The following is a 17,521-nucleotide window of genomic DNA, read 5'->3' as shown; positions in this document are numbered from 1 at the left end:
ACTCAATTAGTGTTAACAGGCCCTGGCTGCCCCAATTGCGTATTCTGGCTCGCCTGCTGCGCGCGTCGCTGCTAAAATGCGCGACCGGATTTTTTCTTGGAGATGCCTGTGGCGGTCCGCTTTATTGAGTCCTCCAAGCTTCCCACCCCTTGGGGAGTGTTTGATATTCATGGTTTCGAGGACGCCGAACTCGGCAAAGAACACGTTGTATTAAGCCTCGGTGATATCGGCGACGGTCAGCCTGTGCTCGCCCGTATCCATTCAGAGTGCCTGACGGGTGATGCCCTGTTCAGCATGCGCTGTGACTGTGGCTCCCAGCTGCAGGCGGCGATGGAGAAAATTGCCGAGGAAGGTCGCGGTGCCATATTTTATTTGCGGCAAGAGGGTCGCGGCATTGGCCTGATGAATAAGATCCGCGCCTACAAACTTCAGGATGAGGGCGCCGATACGGTGGAGGCAAACGAACGCCTGGGCTTTGGTGCAGACATGCGTGACTACAGCTTGTTAAAAGTCATGTGCGAAGAGCTCGGTATCAGCAAAGTGCGCTTGATGACCAACAACCCTCGCAAGGTCAATGCGCTGACGGATCAGGGCGTCGACGTGGTTGAGCGCCTGCCCTTGCAAACGGGGCAAAACCCTCACAATGCCAAGTATCTGGCAACAAAGTCCGGCAAACTGGGGCACTTGTTCTAGGCCTTGTTCACTCTCATTGAGTTGCGGCGCTGTCACTAAACCGTAAGTGTATTGTCGCCGCTCAGTCATTGTCAGCCGATAGCCTCTCTCTCATCGCAAACAGAGAGGGTCAGCGCGGATGTCGCAGCACATTTTAGTCCTTCACGATGGTAAGCCCGGACATTTTTCGCAGGCCCAGGGCGTAGCGCGGTTGCTTGCTCGGGGCCACCGGGGTGCCACCCAGATTCGCGCCATACGGGCGCGCCCCAAGCTAAAGTTGCTAAACCGACTATTGCGACTACTGGCCGCGATGAATCAACCCTGGGCGCAGCGGCTGGTGTCTATCGCATACCGCTGTGATGAATTGCCGGATATCGCACCGGATATTGTTGTGTCCTTCGGTGGCAATGTATTGGCGCTGAATGTTGCACTGAGCCAGCATTGGCGCTGTCGCAATGTCGTGATCGGAAATTGCTATAGCCTGCCCGCCAACGCCGTCTCGGCAAATGTCACCGCGTTTCCCACCGCTTCAGCTAGCAGCGCTTGGCAGCAGTGCAATGTTTCCAGCCGGGTAGCACTTTGCAAAACCGATGCCGAGCAAAATACCCGTGCAGGTAGCCTGTTGTCAGAGCAAGCTGAGCGTCCGCTGTGGGCGATGCTGGTGGGGGGAGATGGCAGCGGTCTGCGCTATCAGGAGAGTGATTGGCATCAGCTGGGGCAGGCGATGGCGGCGGTCGCCACGCGCCACGGCATTCAGTGGCTGCTTACCACGTCGCGCCGCAGCGGCCAGCAAGCGGGAGATATCCTCGGCGGCTACCTCAACGAGCAGAATTGCTTGTCATCCATTGTGTATCAGGGTGCAAGTAGTCCGAACGCCGATGCCTACTTAGGGGCAGCAGAGCGCGTCTTTTGCACGGAAGATAGTTTGAGCATGGTGAGCGAGGCGGTGGCAATGCACAAACCGGTAATCGGCTTGCGCCCGGCGAATTCGGTGATTCGCGGAAGCCACTTGCGATCGTTGCTGTATTTGCAGAGCCAGGGCTTGGTTGAGCGCTGGGCGATCGCTGATCTTGAGTCGTACCTGCCAAGCGCATTTATGCCGTTGCGCTCCTATGAGCAGCACCTCGACAGCCTTTACCAGCGCTTGCAGGCGCGCCTGGCGATTACTGAGCCCGTTGAGGGGGAGACCTTACCGGCGAGGCCGGCTATGCCGGAAGTCGCCGCGCGCTAGTTCAGCTTTGCAGCTGCTGTTGAATGCTTTGGGCGATGCCCTCGGCGTCCAGACCGAGCTGGCTGAGCAGAGTAAGGTGGTTGCCGTGGTCGACGAAGGTGTCGGGCAGGCCGAGCTGCAATACTGCGACGTTCACGCCGCGCTGATGCAGGTATTCCGTTACCGCACTGCCTGCGCCACCAGCGATCACATTTTCTTCAACGGTGACGATCAGCGAGTGCGTCGCAGCGAGCTGGTCAATTAACTCGGTATCCAGTGGTTTAACGAAGCGCATATCTGCAACGCTAGCGTTGAGCTTTTCTCCTGCTTCCTGGGCAGCTGTTAAAAGTGTGCCAAAACTCAGAATCGCGACCTCGCCACCTTCGCGTATTTTTCGACCTTTGCCGATCTCCAGGGCCGCCATCTCTGTGGCTGGTATAACTCCTGGGCCGGTGCCGCGGGGGTAGCGCACAGCCGCTGGCCCTGGGTAGTGATAGGCGGTATGAAGCAGTTGCCGGGTTTCGTTTTCGTCGGCGGGCGCCATCACGACCATGTTGGGAATGCAGCGTAAGAAGCTGAGATCAAAGGCACCTGCGTGGGTGGGGCCATCCTCTCCGACCAGGCCCGCTCGGTCGATGCCGAAGGTCACATCGAGATTTTGCAGGGCAACATCGTGGATCAGTTGGTCGTAGGCGCGCTGTAGAAACGTTGAATAAATTGCGACAACCGGCTTCAAGCCGTCACAGGCCATACCGGCCGCGAGGGTAACGGCGTGTTGCTCAGCGATCGCAACATCGTAAAAGCGCTCTGCATAGCGCTCTGAGAAGGCAACCATTCCAGAGCCTTCGCACATTGCCGGCGTGATGCCCACCAGTTTGTCGCAGGCCTCGGCTTGGTCGCACAGCCATTGACCAAAAATATCTTGGTATTTGGGTTTGCTAACAGGGGCCGCCGGTTTTTTGCTTGCGGCGGGGGTGTCGGCCTCGATTTTCGAAATAGCGTGAAAGCCTACCGGGTCTTTCTCGGCCGGGGCAAAGCCCTTGCCCTTTTTCGTCATGATATGCAGCATTTGCGGGCCGTCGAGCTCGCGAAGATTGCGCAAAGTGGGAACAAGTACATCTAGGTCGTGACCGTCGATGGGGCCAATGTAGTTGAAGCCCAGCTCTTCAAATAGCGTGGCAGGAGAGACCATCCCCTTCATGTACTCTTCCAGGCGGGCAGCAATATCTTTTGCCGGGCCGGGGAATTTCTCCAACACGGATTTACCGCCACTGCGGATCTGGTTGTAGGTTTTCGATGCCCAGATCTTAGAAAAATACGTGTTCAGCCCGCCCGTGTTTTTCGAAATCGACATCTGGTTGTCGTTCAGCACCACCAGCATATTGGCACCGGTGTGGCTGGCGTGGGTGATGGCCTCAAAGGCCATGCCCGCGGTCATAGCGCCGTCGCCAATGACCGCAACGGTGCGCCGGTCGATGCCCTGTTGTCGGGCAGCAATGGCCATGCCCAGGGCGGCGCTAATGCTGGTGCTGGAATGCCCGACGCCGAAGGTGTCAAAGGGGCTTTCCTCGCGTTTGGGGAAGCCCGCTAAACCACCTGCTTTGCGCATGGTATTCATGCGCTCGCGCCGGCCAGTTAATATTTTATGCGGATAGCACTGGTGACCGACATCCCAGACCAGGCGGTCTTTGGGGGTGTTGTAAATGTAGTGCAGCGCGATGGTGAGTTCGACAACGCCCAGGCCAGCGCCAAAATGTCCGCCGGTTTGACCAACCGAATACAACAGGTACTCGCGGAGTTCGTAGGCGAGCTGACGGAGTTGCTGTTCTTCCAAGCCGCGCAGGTCGTCCGGGTCGGCGATGCCATCGAGTAAGGGCGTTGACGGTGGCTGCGAGGGAATTTTCTGGAACATCAATTTCTGACCCAAAGCGGCGAAAAAGGGGGCAATTGTAAACCAATTGTCGGCCTGCGACACGGTGTTCGCGCGGTACTATACGTTGTTAGCGGCCAATATTGATGGCCCGCTTAGTGTTGCCGCTCAATAATATAGTTGGAAAGTTGGTGCAGGGCGTCGCTGTGATCGCCAAAGCTGCTCAGTGCTGCCACGGCTTGCTGGTGGAGCTGCCGAGCGAGGTCCTTGGCGCCATCGAGGCCGAGCAGGCTGGGGAAGGTCGGCTTGTTTAGCGAGATATCGGCGCCCTGGGTTTTGCCCAATGTCGCTGTGTCGCTCTCTATGTCGAGGATGTCGTCCTGCACCTGGAAGGCCAGGCCGACGGCTTTGCCATAATCGTCCAGTTGTTGCTGCTGTGACGCGCTGGCTCCGCAGGCCAGGGCGGCCAGGCCGATAGCCGCTCGGATGAGCGCGCCGGTCTTGAGCTGGTGCATGGTTTGCAGTGTGTGCAGATCGAGGCTGCGATTAACGTTCGCGAGGTCGATAGCTTGTCCACCGACCATGCCGCGCGGGCCACTGGCGGCCGCCAGAAGCTTGACCATCGCCACGCAGTGTGTGGCAGGGAGAGGAAGCTCGGCGATCAGTTCAAAGGCGCGGCTTTGCAAGCCGTCGCCAACAAGAATGGCCGTGGCCTCGTCGTAGGCGATATGGCAAGTGGGCTTGCCGCGGCGCAGGTCGTCGTCGTCCATGGCGGGCAAGTCGTCGTGAACCAGGGAGTAGGCATGGATCATCTCAATGGCGCAGGCAATGCTGTCCAATGTGGCGTCGTCGATGTCGGCCTGTAAGGTTTGCGCGGTGGCATAGACCAGTGTGGCGCGCACGCGTTTGCCACCATTCATAATGCTGTATTGGCTGGCCTCGGTCAGGCGGGCCAGCTGCTCGCTGGCATCGTGATCGCTGAACTCACTAAATGCCTGGGCCAGGTGCTCCGGCAGCGCGCGCTGTAGCCGCGACTGACATTGCTGAAGATAGGTGTCAAAGGGCATTAGGCGGGGTCCGTAGCGTCGAGGTCAGCAGTGAGTTGTTGCACCTTAAGCTCAGCATCGGCAAGCGCCTGCTGACAGTCTTTACTCAAGCTCATGCCCAGCTCGAAGGCTTTCAGCGACTCTTCCAGGCTCAACTCGCCAGATTCCATCGTTTGCACGAGAGTTTCGAGTTCTTTGAGGGCAGATTCAAAATTAACCGCCTTTGCCTTGGCCATCGGGTGCTCTCCAGCTGAGGGAATTTTCGACGGCATTTTAGCAGCCCTTGTGGCTAACTGTCCGCTGTTGGTGGCTCGTTAACAGTAATTGGGCTGCCTCTGCAGTAAGTTAATGAGTCGCAACAGGCGCAACGCTGTGCCTATGCATTTTATATTTGCTGTCTGCGGCTTGGCAGCAGAGGATGGCGGCATGTTATGTAACGGAGGGCGTTCGGTGACAACGTGGCAAGCGGTAATAGAATTTTGGTTTGATGAATTGACACCCGGTCAGTGGTTCGCCAAGTCGGCAGATTTGGATTCGCTAATCGCCAAACGATTTGGTGAATGTCACCGTGCTGCGGCGGCCGCCGAGCTATATAAGTGGCGTGACCAGCCGCTGGGGCGTTTGGCCGAGGTCATTGTACTGGATCAGTTTTCCCGCAATATTTATCGCGACCGCCCGCAGTCGTTTCAATGTGACCCGCTAGCGCTGGTATTGGCGCAAGAGGCCATTGCCGGCGGTGCAGATCGCACTCTCGATGAGCAACAGCGGGCGTTCTTATACATGCCGTATATGCACAGTGAATCGAAACTGATTCAGCGGCAGTCTCTTGCCCTCTACGAGGCGCTGGGCGTGGAGAATAATCTTCGTTTTGCTCGCCAGCACGCCGATATTATCGAGCGCTTCGGCCGCTACCCTCACCGCAATGCCGTTCTTGGGCGAGCGTCCAGCGCCGAAGAGCTGGAATTCTTGCAGCAGCCCGGCTCTTCATTTTAACGAGTCAGGCGCAAGCTAAGCGCGCAGGTAATTGCCCATACCGCGTTGAATGCCAGCACAAAAACGGGCGTTAGCGTGCCGAGGGCAAGCCCCGCTTGGCCGTACGGAGAGTGATACGGAAAAATAATGAAAAGCTGGACGGCGCTGGGGGCGAGGCTGATCAGCAAGGCGCGACGCAACCACGCTCCGCTGAAGAGCGGCAGGGCGAATAGCAGGCCCCACAGGCCTCCCCACACCAGGCGCGGGTAGAGCCATTCCGGCGTTAGTGGTGGCGAAATATTGACCCCCGCGGCGGCGGTTAGTCCGTACAGACCGCAAAGCCAAAGCGCCAGGCTGTTGGCCAAGCCGCCGAGGCTGCCGGCGGCGTAGCAGGTGAGATAGTTGCGCATATTGCCTCCTGTTGGGGTGTGTTGCCGTCGTGCTGACATGAACACTTGGTAACTCGCGTTCCCGGGATTCGACTTCCCCTCGGCGCGCCTTCAGTGCAGAATTCACGCCCTGAACAATGTTAAGAGATGGACTATGGCCAGCGCGAATAATTCCGATATTGCATTAATTACCGGCGCCTCTGCCGGAATTGGCCGAGCCTTCGCGCAGGCGCTCGCTCCGCAGTGCTCATCAATGATTCTTGTGGCGCGCGACGCAGAAAAACTGTCGCGTGTTGCCGAGAGCCTGGCCAGCGTCGACTGTGAGATTCACTGTATTGCCGTCGATCTTTGCAAGCCGCTGGGCGTGGCCGAAGTGATGGAGGCCATCCGGCAAAAAGGCCCGGTGACCATTCTGATTAACAATGCCGGATTCACCACCGACAATGCGCTGGTGGACAGTGACCTCGACACTGAGTTGGAGATGCTGGCCCTGCATTGTCAGGCGAGTGTGTCGCTGTGCCGTGGCGCGCTGCCCTACATGCAGGAACTCGGTCGCGGGCGGGTGATTAATGTTGCTTCCATGGCGGGTTTGATCCCGATGAAAGGCGCTGCGGTATACGGCGCTTCAAAAGCGTTTTTGGTGGCGTTTAGTCAGTCTCTTGCCAAGGAAAATCACCGTCACGGTATTGCCGTGCAGTGCCTGTGCCCCGGTTACACCCACAGCGACTTTCACGGGCGTGAGGCGCTGGCGGGCTTTGATAAACGCTCGATTCCCGAGGAGTATTGGTCGAACGCGGAGGATGTTGTCGCGGCAAGTTTGGCTGCCTTCTCGCAAACGCCGCCACCGACCTTGCTTGTGCCCGGTGAGCACAACAAACAGTGGTTTCGCGAAGAGCAGGAGCGCCAGCGTGCTGCGCTAGAGGCGATGCCCTAGGGCCTTTTAGGGTCGGTTGAAAGCGGCGTTATGTCGCGGTTTTTTTCCAGCTGATAGCTCTCCATGTCTTCGGCCATGATCAATGTGCCGCTGTAGTGCTGGCGCGCTTCTTTGCGCAGGTCGTCGATGCTGTGTTCAACGCTTTCCCCACCCTTGAGGCGATAGCGTTGGCTGAAATGCGTTAGCAGTAGGTGCGGCAGTTCGCTGCGCTCGGCGGCTTTGGCCACCATGGCCGCCGTGCTGTGCATGTATTGCGGTCCCACCCGGGCCAGAACGTCCTCGGTAAACGTTGCCTCGTGGATCATGGCGTCGCTGTTGCACATGGCGTCGTGTAGCAGGGCGGGTTGGTCGTTGTCACCGCCGACTATAACGCTGCGCGGTGACCAGGCCGGCTGGCTAACATCGTCGGCGAGCACGGCGCGGCCGTCATCCAAGACGATGTTTTCCCCTTTTTGCAGTCGGTTCCACAGCGGCCCTCTGGGAATTCCCTTGGCGTCTAACGTTTCTTCAATCAGGTGGCGGGGTGGGACTTCCTCGGCGCGGTAGGCAAAGCAGGGGACGCGGTGAGACAGCGCGTGAGCGCTGACCCGCAGATGGCCATCGTCAAAATGGAAGTCCGGCGCATCGCTACGCACAAATTCCAAGGGAAAGCGCAGTTCCCGTATGTCGGTGTGCAGGAAGGTGGCGCGTATAAATTGTTCGATACCGTCGGGCGCGCAAATGGTTAGGGGGGCTTTGCGGCCACTCATGTTAGCGCTGGCGATCAGGCCTGGCAGCCCGTAACAGTGGTCGCCGTGCACGTGGGTGATGAAGATGGCGCGCAATTTGGCGCTGCTGTATCGCGTGTGCTGTATTTGGTGCTGAGTGCCCTCACCGCAGTCGAACAGGTACCAATCGCGGGCGTCGTCGATGGCCAGTGCCAGGCCGGTGACATTGCGGTGCCGAGTGGGGGTGCCGGCGCTGGTGCCGAGAAAGGTTAGGCGCATGACGGGGCGCCGTGCTGGGTGGTTTGTCGCCGCTTGGCCAGAATGTCCAGGCTGTGCTGCGACGGTGGCGCTTCCAGGATGGCCGCCATACTGTCAATAAGGTTGCTGGCCATGAAGTCCGTGTCGCGGATCAGTGGGTTAAACCCCGTGTTTTTGCGCACCCGCGCATGGTCGGACACGCCGTGAAAGCCGAGTACGTTCATCAATAAAATGCGCTGCTGGGCAATTTCGGGGGGGAGCTCGGTAAGTTCCTGCGCTGCCAGCTTTGCGATTTTAGTTTCCCGCGCCAACTGCAGGGAGTGCTTATCCGCCAAGTCGTAGCCCAGGGTATTGGTGGCAATCAGTTCGGCACTGATGTGGATATAGGCTTCGCCGCCGTCGCTGTCGTCCAGCTTCTCGATCAGCGGTTGAACAATGGCGGTGGCAACCAGTTGTGGCGTGGCAACACCGTCAGCCAGCATTTGGTCCGCCAATTCGGCGCGGCGCTCGGCAAGGGCGGGGCCGTGCTTGTCGAAAATCGCCTGTAGCAGGCCATTTTTATTGCCGAAATGGTACTGCACCGCATTGCGGTTGGCTTGGCCGGCGGCGCGGGTAATGGTATTGATCGAGACGCCATCTACACCCTGTTCGGCAAAGAGCCTTTCGGCCGCGCGAATAAGGCTGTCACGTGTGCGGTGGCTTCGGGTGTCTTTAACAGCGGTCAGTGTCATATTCCTTGCATGCGGCGGTGGTATAGCGCCTTAGCTTAGCAAAAAACAGCGCCTGTTTCGTGGGCGATGGCTTGGCGCTGGCGGTTTGCGAGCTTATACCGCCAGCAACTATCCTCAGCCTGCCTGCCTCCAGTCGCCATACCAATACGTAAACTCGTCCGTTCGGAGGTTATAGGCGGCGAACTCGCCACACTATAGTGAAGATCGATACCGCATCGGCGGGGAACAATAAGCAAAGAAGGATGCCACCATGAAGTTTGCCTACCACCACAGTATGTGTCCGGTTGAACAGTATGTGCCGCTGAGTATTGAAGCGGAGAAGCTGGGTTTCGACACCATCACCATGCCTGACAGCATTTGCTATCCCAAAGAAGCGAGCTCTAAGTACCCCTATAACAACGACGGTAGCCGAGAGTTCCTCGATGGTGTTCCCTTTATGGAGCCCTTTCTGCTAGCGGCTCACCTGGCAGCGAAAACCGAAAATATTCGCTTCACAACCTCAGTGCACAAACTGGCTGTTCACGAGCCAGCGCTTATCGCTAAGTCGTTGTCGACGCTGGCTATTCTCAGCGGTAACCGCTTTGGCTACGGTGTCGGTATTAGCCCCTGGGCCGAAGACTTCGAAGTCACCAATGTCCCCTGGGAGCGCCGGGGTAAGCGCATGGACGAAATGATTGAGATCATCAACGGCCTGATGAGCGGCGAGTATTTTGGTTATCAGGGTGAAATCTTCGATCTGCCGGAAATTAAGCTGTGCCCCGTGCCGAGCGAGCGCCCCCCGATTCTTGTCGGTGGTCACTCTAAGCCTGCACTGCGCCGCGCGGCTCGCCTGGGTGATGGCTGGATTGCGGCCGGTGGTGATTTAGACTCGATCAAGGCAATGATCGATCAAATCAATGAATTTCGCGTTGAGTATGGTCGCGATCATCTGCCCTTCGAGTTTCAAGCTATGACTGCTGAGGCCTACAGTGCCGATGGCATTAAACGCTTGGAGGATATCGGCGTTGATGAGGTGTTGGTTGCCTTCCGCGATGTCTATGCCTCTGAGCCTGACGACAAAACGGTCGACGAGAAAGTGGCAATGCTGCAGTGGTACGCGGCCGAGGTTATCGAGAAAAGCCGCGCTTAAGCGCTGGCTGCGTCCGGGCGGCGTTTCTCCGGGCGCAGCTGTTCAATCATTCTAAACAGATAGGCCGACCGCTCTTCCCGCTCGTTGAAGGGCCTCATCACCAGGTTCTTGGCCATGCCGATCACCAGGTCAAAGGCGATATTGGTGATGTCTTCTGCGCTGACATCGTCGCGCAATTCACCCTGCGCCTGCAGCGAGGTGATCATCCCTTGCATTAATTCGCGGTTCTGTGTGTTCTTTTCCAGCTCGGCCTGCAGGCTATCGTTGTGGGTGAGGGCGAAGGTGTGCAAATTTAAGCGCACCCGCCACTCGAGGTCGGACTCCTCGTCTAGGGGGAGGCCTGCCTTGATGATGGGGAAGAACTGATCCAGGCTCAGGTTGTCCTGCTGGATACTGGCCTCTTGCATGCGCAGGTCAATGCGCTGGTCTGCCCAGCGAAACGCCGCAATCACAATTTCTTCTTTGCTGCTGAAGTAGTGCGAGAGCACGCCGATGGAGCACCCCAGTGACTTTGCCAGTGCGCGGGTGGTGAGTGCCTCGAGCCCCTTGCTGGCAATGAGTCTCGCGGCCGCTTCGGCGACTTCCTCGCGGCGGCTGTCGTGGTCTACTTTCCTCACTGTGGGGCGTACCTCTGGGTGTGCTCAATTGTCGCTGAGCGGAACTATACCTGAAGATGACGAATATTTCATATCGAACGCTTGATATGTATCGAGCTGGCTTCTATGATGACTTCCAAAATAATTCACTACACGGACCCCCTTCGGAGGGCAGAAGCATGGCCACAGCAGTCAATACGGATTACAAACTCGCTCCCAATAACGACAAGTTGGATCACATTCCCGGCTCGTTTGGGTGGCCGATTATTGGTCACACCTTTCCATTGGTGAAAGACCTCTACGGCACGATCGATAAACAATACAAGGAGTTCGGACCAGTTTCTCGCTTCGGTCTGGCGGGCTTTAAAGGCGTACTGCTGGTTGGCCCCGACCTCTATAAAGAGGTTTACCTGGATCGCGATAAAAATTTCTCTGCCGAGATGGGTTACATGGGCTCTCTCGGGCGCTTCTATAAGGGTGCGCTATTGCTGCGCGACCACGAGGAGCACCGTTTTCAGCGTCGTATGATGCAAACGGCCTTCAAAAATGACGCGATGAAAGGCTATATCGGCACGATGGGGCCGATGATTGGCGAGGCGGTTGAAGCGTGGGGCAAGAACAAGGAAATGCTGTTCTTCCCTGCCATTAAGCAAACGCTGCTGGACGTAGCCTCGGAAATTTTCGTTGGCCTGGACAAAGACGACGCCCGAGCCGATGAGCTGAATACCGCGTTCTTGGATATTGCCGATGGCTTAATGGGTATCATCACCAAAGAAATCCCCGGCACCAAATACGCGAAAGGTAAAAAAGCGGAGCGCTTCCTCAAGGAGTTCTTCGGCAAGCTGATTGGCGAGCGTCGTGCGGGTAATGGCATCGATACCTTTACCTTCTTCACCAAGGAAAAGACTGAAGAAGGGGAGTACTTCTCTGATGAGGATATCGTTGCGCACATGAGCTTCCTGCTCTTTGCTGCCCACGATACAACGACCAGCGCACTCAGCCACTTGCTGTTCCACCTGGGTCAAAACCCCGAGTTGCAGCAGCGTCTGCGCGAGGAAGCCCAGGCAATCGACAAGGACTTCATGGAGTATGAAGACCTGGAGAAAATGCCACTTGCTGAAGCGGCGACCAAAGAGGCATTGCGCTTGCACCCCTCGGTGATGATGATGCAGCGTCGCACTATCAATGAGTGTGAGCTGGGCGGATTTAAAATTCCTGCGAACACCATTTTGTTTATGGCGCCGCAGCATACCCACCGCATGGGTGAATACTGGGACGCTCCGCTTAAGTTCGATATCGACCGCTGGCTGGAGCCGCGCAATGAGCACAAGCGTCACAGCTTTAGCTTTGTTGGCTTTGGTGGCGGCGGCCACAAGTGTATCGGTATGCACTTTGCGCTGATGCAGGTGAAGAATTTCCTCCACCAGTTCTTGCGCCGTTACGAGTTCCGCCTGGCGGATAACTTCAGCGACAAGATGCAAACCGTGCCACTGCCGAAGCCGGTTGATGATTTGCCGATTGTGCTGACCCCAATTAGCAAGTAGCAAGAATGAAAAAGGAGCCGAAAGGCTCCTTTTTTGTATTGGCTTGGGGGCTGTCGAGGGGCCTAAGCTTTCTTTGCCATCGCTTGTGAGCCGACCATGATCATGCGAATCATGATGACCGTTTGGTCGATGAGCTCGGCGCGCTGGTCAAGCGACTGGCTGGCGGCACTGGCGCCCATGGCCACAACCAGGCGGGTGATGGCCTTTGCGGTGAGCGCAGGTTCAAAGGTGGCGTGGCCAGTGAGTTTCTCCATGCGCTCAAGCTCGTCGCGCAATTCGTCCTCAAAATAGGTGAGTTCCCGTTCGACGGCTTGGCGGAAGGCGTCCGAGCCCGTGGACATCTCGCGCAGCAGCACCTGCAAGTATTTTTCATCGGCGTCGAGCTGGTCCATAAACGCCTCGACCGACGTGCGAATTGCACTGCGCTCCATGGAAAGCCGCTGTCGCGCTTCGCGGATAATACCGCGTAAGGCGCGCCCTGCCTGATCAATAAGCGCAACCGTCAACTCATCAACATCGCGAAAGTGACGGTAAAAACTGTTGGGGGCGATCCCGGCTTCTCTCGCAATTTCCCTAAGGCTCAGCGTGGAAACGCTGCGGTGAGTACCCAGCAGCCGCACGGCGGCATCCATTAAATCTTGCGCGGTAACCTGTGTCCGGCGACTGCTGGTCTCGGCTTCCTGCTTGTTCTTGCGTCGTGTTCTGATACCCATGTCTCTGCCGTGTTCGCGGTTGGCTCTGCTGGCCTGAAGTGCTCATTCTAGTGCGTTGTTTGACGTTCGTATATACAAGTAAATATACACATGAATATACACTTGTATTGACACTTATAAATACACGTGTATATTGGTCGAAAATTCACCACCGGATGAAAGCAATGGCGAGTGTGGTTTCTTCTTTGAATAGTTTCCCTGAGCGCATGCCGCGTGTGGCAGGAATGCTAGGGGCGCTGATAAGCGAGTCGCAATTTGATTTCTGGGCTCGAGAGTTCGGCAGCATTACGGCGTGGCGGCGGGTATTTGCCCGCGTGCATGGCCTGCGCGTGGAAGGCGCAGAGACGCTGAGTATCGCGCTGCGGCCAAACCGTAATTTTCAATCGGCAGAGCCTGGTCAGCACGTGAATGTGTCTGTCGAGATTGACGGCCGCCTCTGCACCCGTAGTTACAGTCTGTCGCGCCCCGCTGAGGGTGGTTGTGTCAGCATCTCGGTGCGTCGCGAGCCGGGCGGGCTTGTCAGCAATCACATACACGATCACTTGCGCGTGGGCGATGTGCTTGAGCTAAGCCAGCCCTATGGCGAACTCGCGGAGGGTTTGGCAGGGGCGTCGGCGCAGCTGTTTCTCGCGGCGGGTAGTGGTATTACCGCGATCTATAACCTGATTGCCGAGCAGGCAAGGCGCGGTGACGCGCTTCGGGGCGAGCTGTGGTATTGGGAGAAGCAGGTCGAGCGTTTCTGCTTTACCGAGGAACTGGGCGCGCTCTGCCAGACGCACCCCCAGTTTTCCGTGAGGCGGTTTTGCAACGCCGGTGATTCCTCATCGCTTTATTCGACTGGGCGTCTGAGCCCGGAGGTGGCGGCGCCGCTGTGTGAACGGTATCCAAATGCCAGTGTATTTGCCTGTGGTGGCAGTGCGTTTGTGGGAGCGGCTCGCGAGCTATTTTCTGACGTGGCGGGTGGTTTTTATGCCGAGGCATTTAGTCCGCCGCAACGGCTCGACGAGGCGGTGGCCGAGGAGCGTTTCTTTGAGGTCTCATTAACTCGCAGTGGGCAAACGATCACGGTTTCTTCTCAACAGTCATTACTCGACGCGCTAGAGGAGGCGGGGCACCAGCCTCCTCACGGTTGCCGCATGGGTATTTGCAACAGCTGCAGCTGTGGTCAGCGCAGTGGGGAAAGTCAAAATCAGTTAAACGGTGAGCAGCTTCGCGGGGCGGGGTCTGTGCGCCTGTGCGTCAGCCGCGCAAACAGCAACATCGAATTGGACATATAGGTGAGCGTTGTGAGTCAAGGGAAAAGTCGGGCGCTGAGCCCAGAGGAATTAACCGCGTTTGGCGAGGCCGTCGACGGATTGCAAAAGCGCGCGATCGCCGACGTGGGCGAGCGCGATGCCCGCTATATTCGCCGCTTGATTCGCGTGCAGCAATACATGGAGGTCGTGGGGCGAGGGCTGCTGTTTATCGGCGTTTTCCCGCCCGCATGGATACTGGGCACCGTATTGCTGGGTGTGGCAAAAATTCTGGAGAACATGGAAATTGGCCACAATGTGATGCACGGCCAATACGACTTCATGAACGAACCTGCGCTGCGCGGCGCGACGTATGAGTGGGATATCGTCGGCACGTCAGACAACTGGCGCGAGAGCCACAACTACAAGCATCACAGTTACACCAACATCAAGGGGCTTGATGATGACGTGGGCTACGGCCTGCTGCGGCTCTTCCCCGAGCAGCGTTGGCATTTTTCCTACCTGTTTCAGTCGGTATTCGCGGTATTGCTGGCGCTGTTGTTTCAGTGGGGCGTGGCAATTCAGGAGCTGCAGCTGGGCAAGGTCGCCAAGGGGCGGAAGTCCTGGTCGCAGTTAAAGGAGGAGCTGCGACCGCTCTGGAAGAAGACTCGGCGTCAACTGCTTAAAGACTATGTGTTTTTCCCGCTGCTTGCCGGGCCGTTTTTCCTAACGGTATTGAGCGGTAATTTGGTTGCCAACCTGATCCGCAACCTTTGGACATTTATGATCATTTTCTGCGGCCACTTTACCGCTGATGCCGAGGTGTTTGAGCGCTCGGTGTTGGATAACGAGAGCCGAGCGGAATGGTACTTGCGTCAGTTGCGAGGCTCGTCGAACCTCAGTGGTGGCAAGCTGTTCCATATCTTGTCAGGCAATCTTAGTCACCAGATCGAGCACCATATGTTTCCCACTGTGCCGGCCCACCGTTACGAGGAAATGTCGGTAGAGCTGCGGGCGATATGTCAGAAATATGGTCAGCACTACAATACCGGCTCGCTGCCGCGACAGTTTGGTCAAGTGGTGTGGCGAATCCTGCGGCACTCCCTCCCCTCTGCGGCGCCAATGCCGAGGCCGCTGGTGCAATAATTACCAAATGGAAATCTATATCAAAATATTTTGATATAGCCATTAAGGCTGCTACACTGCCTCGCCATGGATGCACACTCTTGCAATGTGGTGGCGGCAGATTCCTCTGAGTCTCTCCCTGCAACACCGAGCGCGCCGGCTATCGGCGCCATGGTTCTCCAGCTCTGCAAGGCGGGAGCCGATAACTTGCGTCTGCAAGTGCTGCGTGTGTTGAGTCGCGATGCCTACAGCGTTCAGGAGCTGTGCCAGATTTTAGATGTTCGCCAGTCGGGCATGAGCCACCATTTAAAAATACTCGCCGCTGCGGGCTTGGTTGTTCGTCGTCGCGAAGGTAATAGCTTGTTTTACCGCCGCAATTGGCAGGCCGAGCACGCCAGTGTGGCCGAGCTGCACACCGCGGTGCTCAATGCTGCCGAGCAGCTGGTCTTGGATGCGGGGCAACAGCGGCAGCTAGAAAAAGTGGTCGCCGAGCGGGCGGAGCGCTCGCGAGCATTTTTCGCTGAGCACGCCGGTGAGTTCGGTGAGCAGCAAGAGCAAATGGTCGCCTACAGCGTATACGGCCCAAGTTGCGCCGAGCTGTTGCGGGCCAGTCAGCCCGAGGGTGGGCGCCTGGCGGTCGAGATCGGGCCGGGAGAGGGCGATTTTCTGGCTGAACTGGCCGGCCGTTACGCGCGGGTGATCGCGCTTGATAACAGTGAGCCGATGCTGGACAAAGCGCGCACCGCCGCTGCTGACAAAGGGCTCAACGGCATAGAGTTTGTGCTGGGCGACAGCCGCAGCCGGCGTTTGCCCGAGGGTGAAGCCGATTGTGTGGTGGCCAATATGGTGCTCCACCATGTGCCTTCGCCGTCAGATATTTTTAACGACGTACAGCGCATGTTGAGTCCGGGCGGGGTATTTTGCCTGGCTGAACTCTGCCCTCACGATCAAAACTGGGCCAGAGAGGCCTGCGGTGATCTGTGGCTGGGCATCGCGCAGGAAGAATTAAGTGAGTGGGCGTTGGCCTGCGGCTTGGAAGAGGGGCCGTCAGTTTACCTGGCCCAGTTAAACGGTTTTCGCGTGCAAGTTCGGCAGTTTATAAAGCCGGGCAAGAAATAACGAGCTGGCCACAGGGCCATTACAATGAGGAAGACTATCAATGTCTGAATACAGCCTGTTCACCTCCGAGTCGGTATCGGAAGGACACCCAGACAAACTTGCCGATCAAATCTCTGATGCGGTGCTCGACGCGATCATCGCGCGTGACAAGCATGCCCGGGTTGCCGTAGAGACCCTGGTTAAAACGGGTATGGCAGTGGTTGCCGGAGAAGTCACCACCTCGTGCTACGTGGATCTGGAAGATATTATTCGCGACGTTATTACCGGCATTGGCTACAACAGCTCCGATGTGGGTTTTGATGGCGCCAGTTGTGCCGTACTAAATGCCATTGGCAAGCAGTCAGTCGATATTAATCAGGGGGTGGATCGCGCCAAGCCTGAAGATCAGGGCGCGGGCGACCAAGGGTTGATGTTCGGCTACGCCACTAACGAAACCGAGCACCTGATGCCTGCACCGCTGTTTTATTCCCACCGCTTGGTTGAGCGCCAGGCTTATCTGCGCAAAAACGGTGTGCTGCCGTGGTTGCGCCCCGATGCAAAAAGTCAGGTGACCTTGCGTTACGAGAACGGCGTGCCGGTGGCCGTGGATGCCGTTGTGTTGTCGACCCAGCACAACCCTGATATCAGCCAGGCTGATCTTCAGGAAGCCGTGCGTGAAGAGATTATCAAGCATGTGTTGCCTGCCAATTTGTTGCACGCCGGTACGCAATTCCACATCAACCCCACTGGCAATTTCGTGATCGGTGGCCCAGTGGGTGACTGTGGGCTGACGGGGCGTAAAATCATTGTTGATACCTACGGCGGTATGGCGCGTCACGGCGGTGGTGCCTTCTCGGGTAAGGACCCTTCCAAAGTGGACCGCAGTGCGGCCTATGCTGGCCGGTACGTGGCGAAGAATATTGTCGCCGCGGGTCTGGCTGACCGCTGCGAGATTCAAGTGAGCTATGCGATTGGTGTCGCGGAGCCGACCTCGATTTCGGTGAACACCTTCGGCACCGGCAAAGTCAGTGATGAAAAATTGGTGGCGGCAGTGCGCCAGGTATTCGACCTGCGCCCCTACGGCATTACCAATATGCTGGACTTGGCTCACCCCATGTATCAGCCCACAGCGGCCTACGGCCATTTTGGTCGGGAGCCATACGAGCATACGTACCAATGGACAGAAAACGGTGAAGCCCGCAGCGAAACCAGCACGGCCTTCAGCTGGGAAAAAACCGATCGCGCCGAGGCGCTGAAAGCGGCGGTGTAAGAAGCAAAGCCACTCGCGAAATTAA

General features: G+C 57.3%; 18 protein-coding genes. 10 read left to right on the top strand and 8 right to left on the bottom strand.

Going from position 1 to position 17,521, the window contains the following annotated elements:
- The first annotated feature begins 102 nt into the window (after positions 1–102).
- Positions 103–693, top strand: a complete 591-nt coding sequence (gene ribA / locus B3K78_RS16840; protein WP_239547458.1) for a GTP cyclohydrolase II — start codon at positions 103–105, stop codon at positions 691–693.
- Positions 694–811: 118 nt separating this feature from the next.
- On the top strand, positions 812–1,903 hold the full coding sequence (locus B3K78_RS16835) for an ELM1/GtrOC1 family putative glycosyltransferase (protein WP_286696345.1): 1,092 nt from the start codon (positions 812–814) through the stop codon (positions 1,901–1,903).
- A gap of 1 nt (position 1,904) precedes the next feature.
- Here B3K78_RS16835 and dxs read toward each other — a convergent pair whose 3' ends face one another.
- From dxs to B3K78_RS16820, 3 genes are all read right to left on the bottom strand, one after another.
- A complete protein-coding gene (dxs, locus tag B3K78_RS16830) occupies positions 1,905–3,794 on the bottom strand; it encodes a 1-deoxy-D-xylulose-5-phosphate synthase (protein WP_286696344.1) in 1,890 nt (629 codons plus the stop codon).
- A 113-nt stretch (positions 3,795–3,907) separates the two neighbouring features.
- Entirely contained in the window at positions 3,908–4,819 is a 912-nt protein-coding gene (locus B3K78_RS16825) for a polyprenyl synthetase family protein (protein WP_204994691.1), read from the bottom strand.
- Entirely contained in the window at positions 4,819–5,034 is a 216-nt protein-coding gene (locus B3K78_RS16820) for an exodeoxyribonuclease VII small subunit (protein WP_027873163.1), read from the bottom strand. The genes B3K78_RS16825 and B3K78_RS16820 overlap by 1 nt, the downstream gene beginning before the upstream one ends.
- A 214-nt stretch (positions 5,035–5,248) precedes the next feature.
- On the opposite strand from B3K78_RS16820, the gene B3K78_RS16815 reads away from it, so the two are divergent.
- A complete protein-coding gene (locus B3K78_RS16815; RefSeq protein ID WP_286696343.1) occupies positions 5,249–5,791 on the top strand; it encodes a DUF924 family protein in 543 nt (180 codons plus the stop codon).
- On the opposite strand, the gene B3K78_RS16810 is transcribed toward B3K78_RS16815, so the two are convergent.
- Positions 5,788–6,180, bottom strand: a complete 393-nt coding sequence (locus tag B3K78_RS16810) for a hypothetical protein (protein ID WP_286696342.1) — start codon at positions 6,178–6,180, stop codon at positions 5,788–5,790. The two genes, B3K78_RS16815 and B3K78_RS16810, sit on opposite strands and share 4 nt — an antisense overlap.
- Positions 6,181–6,313: 133 nt before the next feature.
- Between B3K78_RS16810 and B3K78_RS16805 the strand changes: the two genes are divergently transcribed.
- Positions 6,314–7,093 carry an SDR family NAD(P)-dependent oxidoreductase gene (locus B3K78_RS16805; RefSeq protein ID WP_286696341.1) on the top strand — a complete coding sequence of 260 codons (780 nt, stop codon included), beginning with the start codon at positions 6,314–6,316 and terminating at the stop codon, positions 7,091–7,093.
- On the opposite strand, the gene B3K78_RS16800 is transcribed toward B3K78_RS16805, so the two are convergent.
- Positions 7,090–8,079, bottom strand: coding sequence for a ribonuclease Z (locus tag B3K78_RS16800; RefSeq protein ID WP_286696340.1), 990 nt, complete (start codon positions 8,077–8,079; stop codon positions 7,090–7,092). The genes B3K78_RS16805 and B3K78_RS16800 overlap by 4 nt on opposite strands.
- Positions 8,070–8,789: a TetR/AcrR family transcriptional regulator gene (locus B3K78_RS16795; RefSeq protein ID WP_286696339.1), complete on the bottom strand. Its 720-nt coding sequence runs from the start codon at positions 8,787–8,789 to the stop codon at positions 8,070–8,072. The genes B3K78_RS16800 and B3K78_RS16795 overlap by 10 nt, the downstream gene beginning before the upstream one ends.
- A gap of 250 nt (positions 8,790–9,039) precedes the next feature.
- Between B3K78_RS16795 and B3K78_RS16790 the strand changes: the two genes are divergently transcribed.
- Entirely contained in the window at positions 9,040–9,918 is an 879-nt protein-coding gene (locus tag B3K78_RS16790; RefSeq protein ID WP_204994685.1) for a TIGR03619 family F420-dependent LLM class oxidoreductase, read from the top strand.
- On the opposite strand, the gene B3K78_RS16785 is transcribed toward B3K78_RS16790, so the two are convergent.
- Positions 9,915–10,535, bottom strand: coding sequence for a TetR/AcrR family transcriptional regulator (locus tag B3K78_RS16785; protein WP_204994684.1), 621 nt, complete (start codon positions 10,533–10,535; stop codon positions 9,915–9,917). The genes B3K78_RS16790 and B3K78_RS16785 overlap by 4 nt on opposite strands.
- Positions 10,536–10,693: 158 nt before the next feature.
- Between B3K78_RS16785 and B3K78_RS16780 the strand changes: the two genes are divergently transcribed.
- Positions 10,694–12,058 carry a cytochrome P450 gene (locus B3K78_RS16780; protein ID WP_286696338.1) on the top strand — a complete coding sequence of 455 codons (1,365 nt, stop codon included), beginning with the start codon at positions 10,694–10,696 and terminating at the stop codon, positions 12,056–12,058.
- A 62-nt stretch (positions 12,059–12,120) separates the two neighbouring features.
- Here B3K78_RS16780 and fabR read toward each other — a convergent pair whose 3' ends face one another.
- On the bottom strand, positions 12,121–12,771 hold the full coding sequence (gene fabR, locus B3K78_RS16775) for an HTH-type transcriptional repressor FabR (RefSeq protein ID WP_204994682.1): 651 nt from the start codon (positions 12,769–12,771) through the stop codon (positions 12,121–12,123).
- Positions 12,772–12,935: 164 nt separating this feature from the next.
- On the opposite strand from fabR, the gene B3K78_RS16770 reads away from it, so the two are divergent.
- The 4 genes from B3K78_RS16770 (at position 12,936) to metK (ending at position 17,496) form a co-directional block, all read left to right on the top strand.
- Positions 12,936–14,048, top strand: coding sequence for a flavin reductase family protein (locus B3K78_RS16770; protein WP_286696337.1), 1,113 nt, complete (start codon positions 12,936–12,938; stop codon positions 14,046–14,048).
- 9 nt (positions 14,049–14,057) lie between these two features.
- Complete coding sequence (locus B3K78_RS16765) at positions 14,058–15,149, top strand: fatty acid desaturase family protein (protein WP_286696336.1); 1,092 nt, start codon at positions 14,058–14,060, stop codon at positions 15,147–15,149.
- A 66-nt stretch (positions 15,150–15,215) separates the two neighbouring features.
- Entirely contained in the window at positions 15,216–16,247 is a 1,032-nt protein-coding gene (locus B3K78_RS16760; RefSeq protein ID WP_286696335.1) for an ArsR/SmtB family transcription factor, read from the top strand.
- A gap of 40 nt (positions 16,248–16,287) precedes the next feature.
- Positions 16,288–17,496 (top strand): methionine adenosyltransferase, encoded by a 1,209-nt coding sequence (gene metK / locus B3K78_RS16755; RefSeq protein ID WP_204994679.1) that lies wholly within the window; start codon positions 16,288–16,290, stop codon positions 17,494–17,496.
- Positions 17,497–17,521: the final 25 nt, after the last annotated feature.

The sequence above is a fragment of the Spongiibacter sp. UBA1325 genome (genome assembly GCF_002306875.1).
Taxonomy (GTDB): Bacteria; Pseudomonadota; Gammaproteobacteria; order Pseudomonadales; family Spongiibacteraceae; genus Spongiibacter; species Spongiibacter marinus.
This window is presented reverse-complemented; position numbering and strand designations above follow the sequence as displayed.

Coding starts and splice junctions, on each gene's coding strand:
- ribA (WP_239547458.1), top strand. CDS start 103: ATGCCTGTGGCGGTCCGCTTTATTGAGTCCTCCAAGCTTCCCACCCCT.
- B3K78_RS16835 (WP_286696345.1), top strand. CDS start 812: ATGTCGCAGCACATTTTAGTCCTTCACGATGGTAAGCCCGGACATTTT.
- dxs (WP_286696344.1), bottom strand. CDS start 3,794: ATGTTCCAGAAAATTCCCTCGCAGCCACCGTCAACGCCCTTACTCGAT.
- B3K78_RS16825 (WP_204994691.1), bottom strand. CDS start 4,819: ATGCCCTTTGACACCTATCTTCAGCAATGTCAGTCGCGGCTACAGCGC.
- B3K78_RS16820 (WP_027873163.1), bottom strand. CDS start 5,034: ATGGCCAAGGCAAAGGCGGTTAATTTTGAATCTGCCCTCAAAGAACTC.
- B3K78_RS16810 (WP_286696342.1), bottom strand. CDS start 6,180: ATGCGCAACTATCTCACCTGCTACGCCGCCGGCAGCCTCGGCGGCTTG.
- B3K78_RS16805 (WP_286696341.1), top strand. CDS start 6,314: ATGGCCAGCGCGAATAATTCCGATATTGCATTAATTACCGGCGCCTCT.
- B3K78_RS16800 (WP_286696340.1), bottom strand. CDS start 8,079: ATGCGCCTAACCTTTCTCGGCACCAGCGCCGGCACCCCCACTCGGCAC.
- B3K78_RS16795 (WP_286696339.1), bottom strand. CDS start 8,789: ATGACACTGACCGCTGTTAAAGACACCCGAAGCCACCGCACACGTGAC.
- B3K78_RS16790 (WP_204994685.1), top strand. CDS start 9,040: ATGAAGTTTGCCTACCACCACAGTATGTGTCCGGTTGAACAGTATGTG.
- B3K78_RS16780 (WP_286696338.1), top strand. CDS start 10,694: ATGGCCACAGCAGTCAATACGGATTACAAACTCGCTCCCAATAACGAC.
- fabR (WP_204994682.1), bottom strand. CDS start 12,771: ATGGGTATCAGAACACGACGCAAGAACAAGCAGGAAGCCGAGACCAGC.
- B3K78_RS16770 (WP_286696337.1), top strand. CDS start 12,936: ATGGCGAGTGTGGTTTCTTCTTTGAATAGTTTCCCTGAGCGCATGCCG.
- B3K78_RS16760 (WP_286696335.1), top strand. CDS start 15,216: ATGGATGCACACTCTTGCAATGTGGTGGCGGCAGATTCCTCTGAGTCT.
- metK (WP_204994679.1), top strand. CDS start 16,288: ATGTCTGAATACAGCCTGTTCACCTCCGAGTCGGTATCGGAAGGACAC.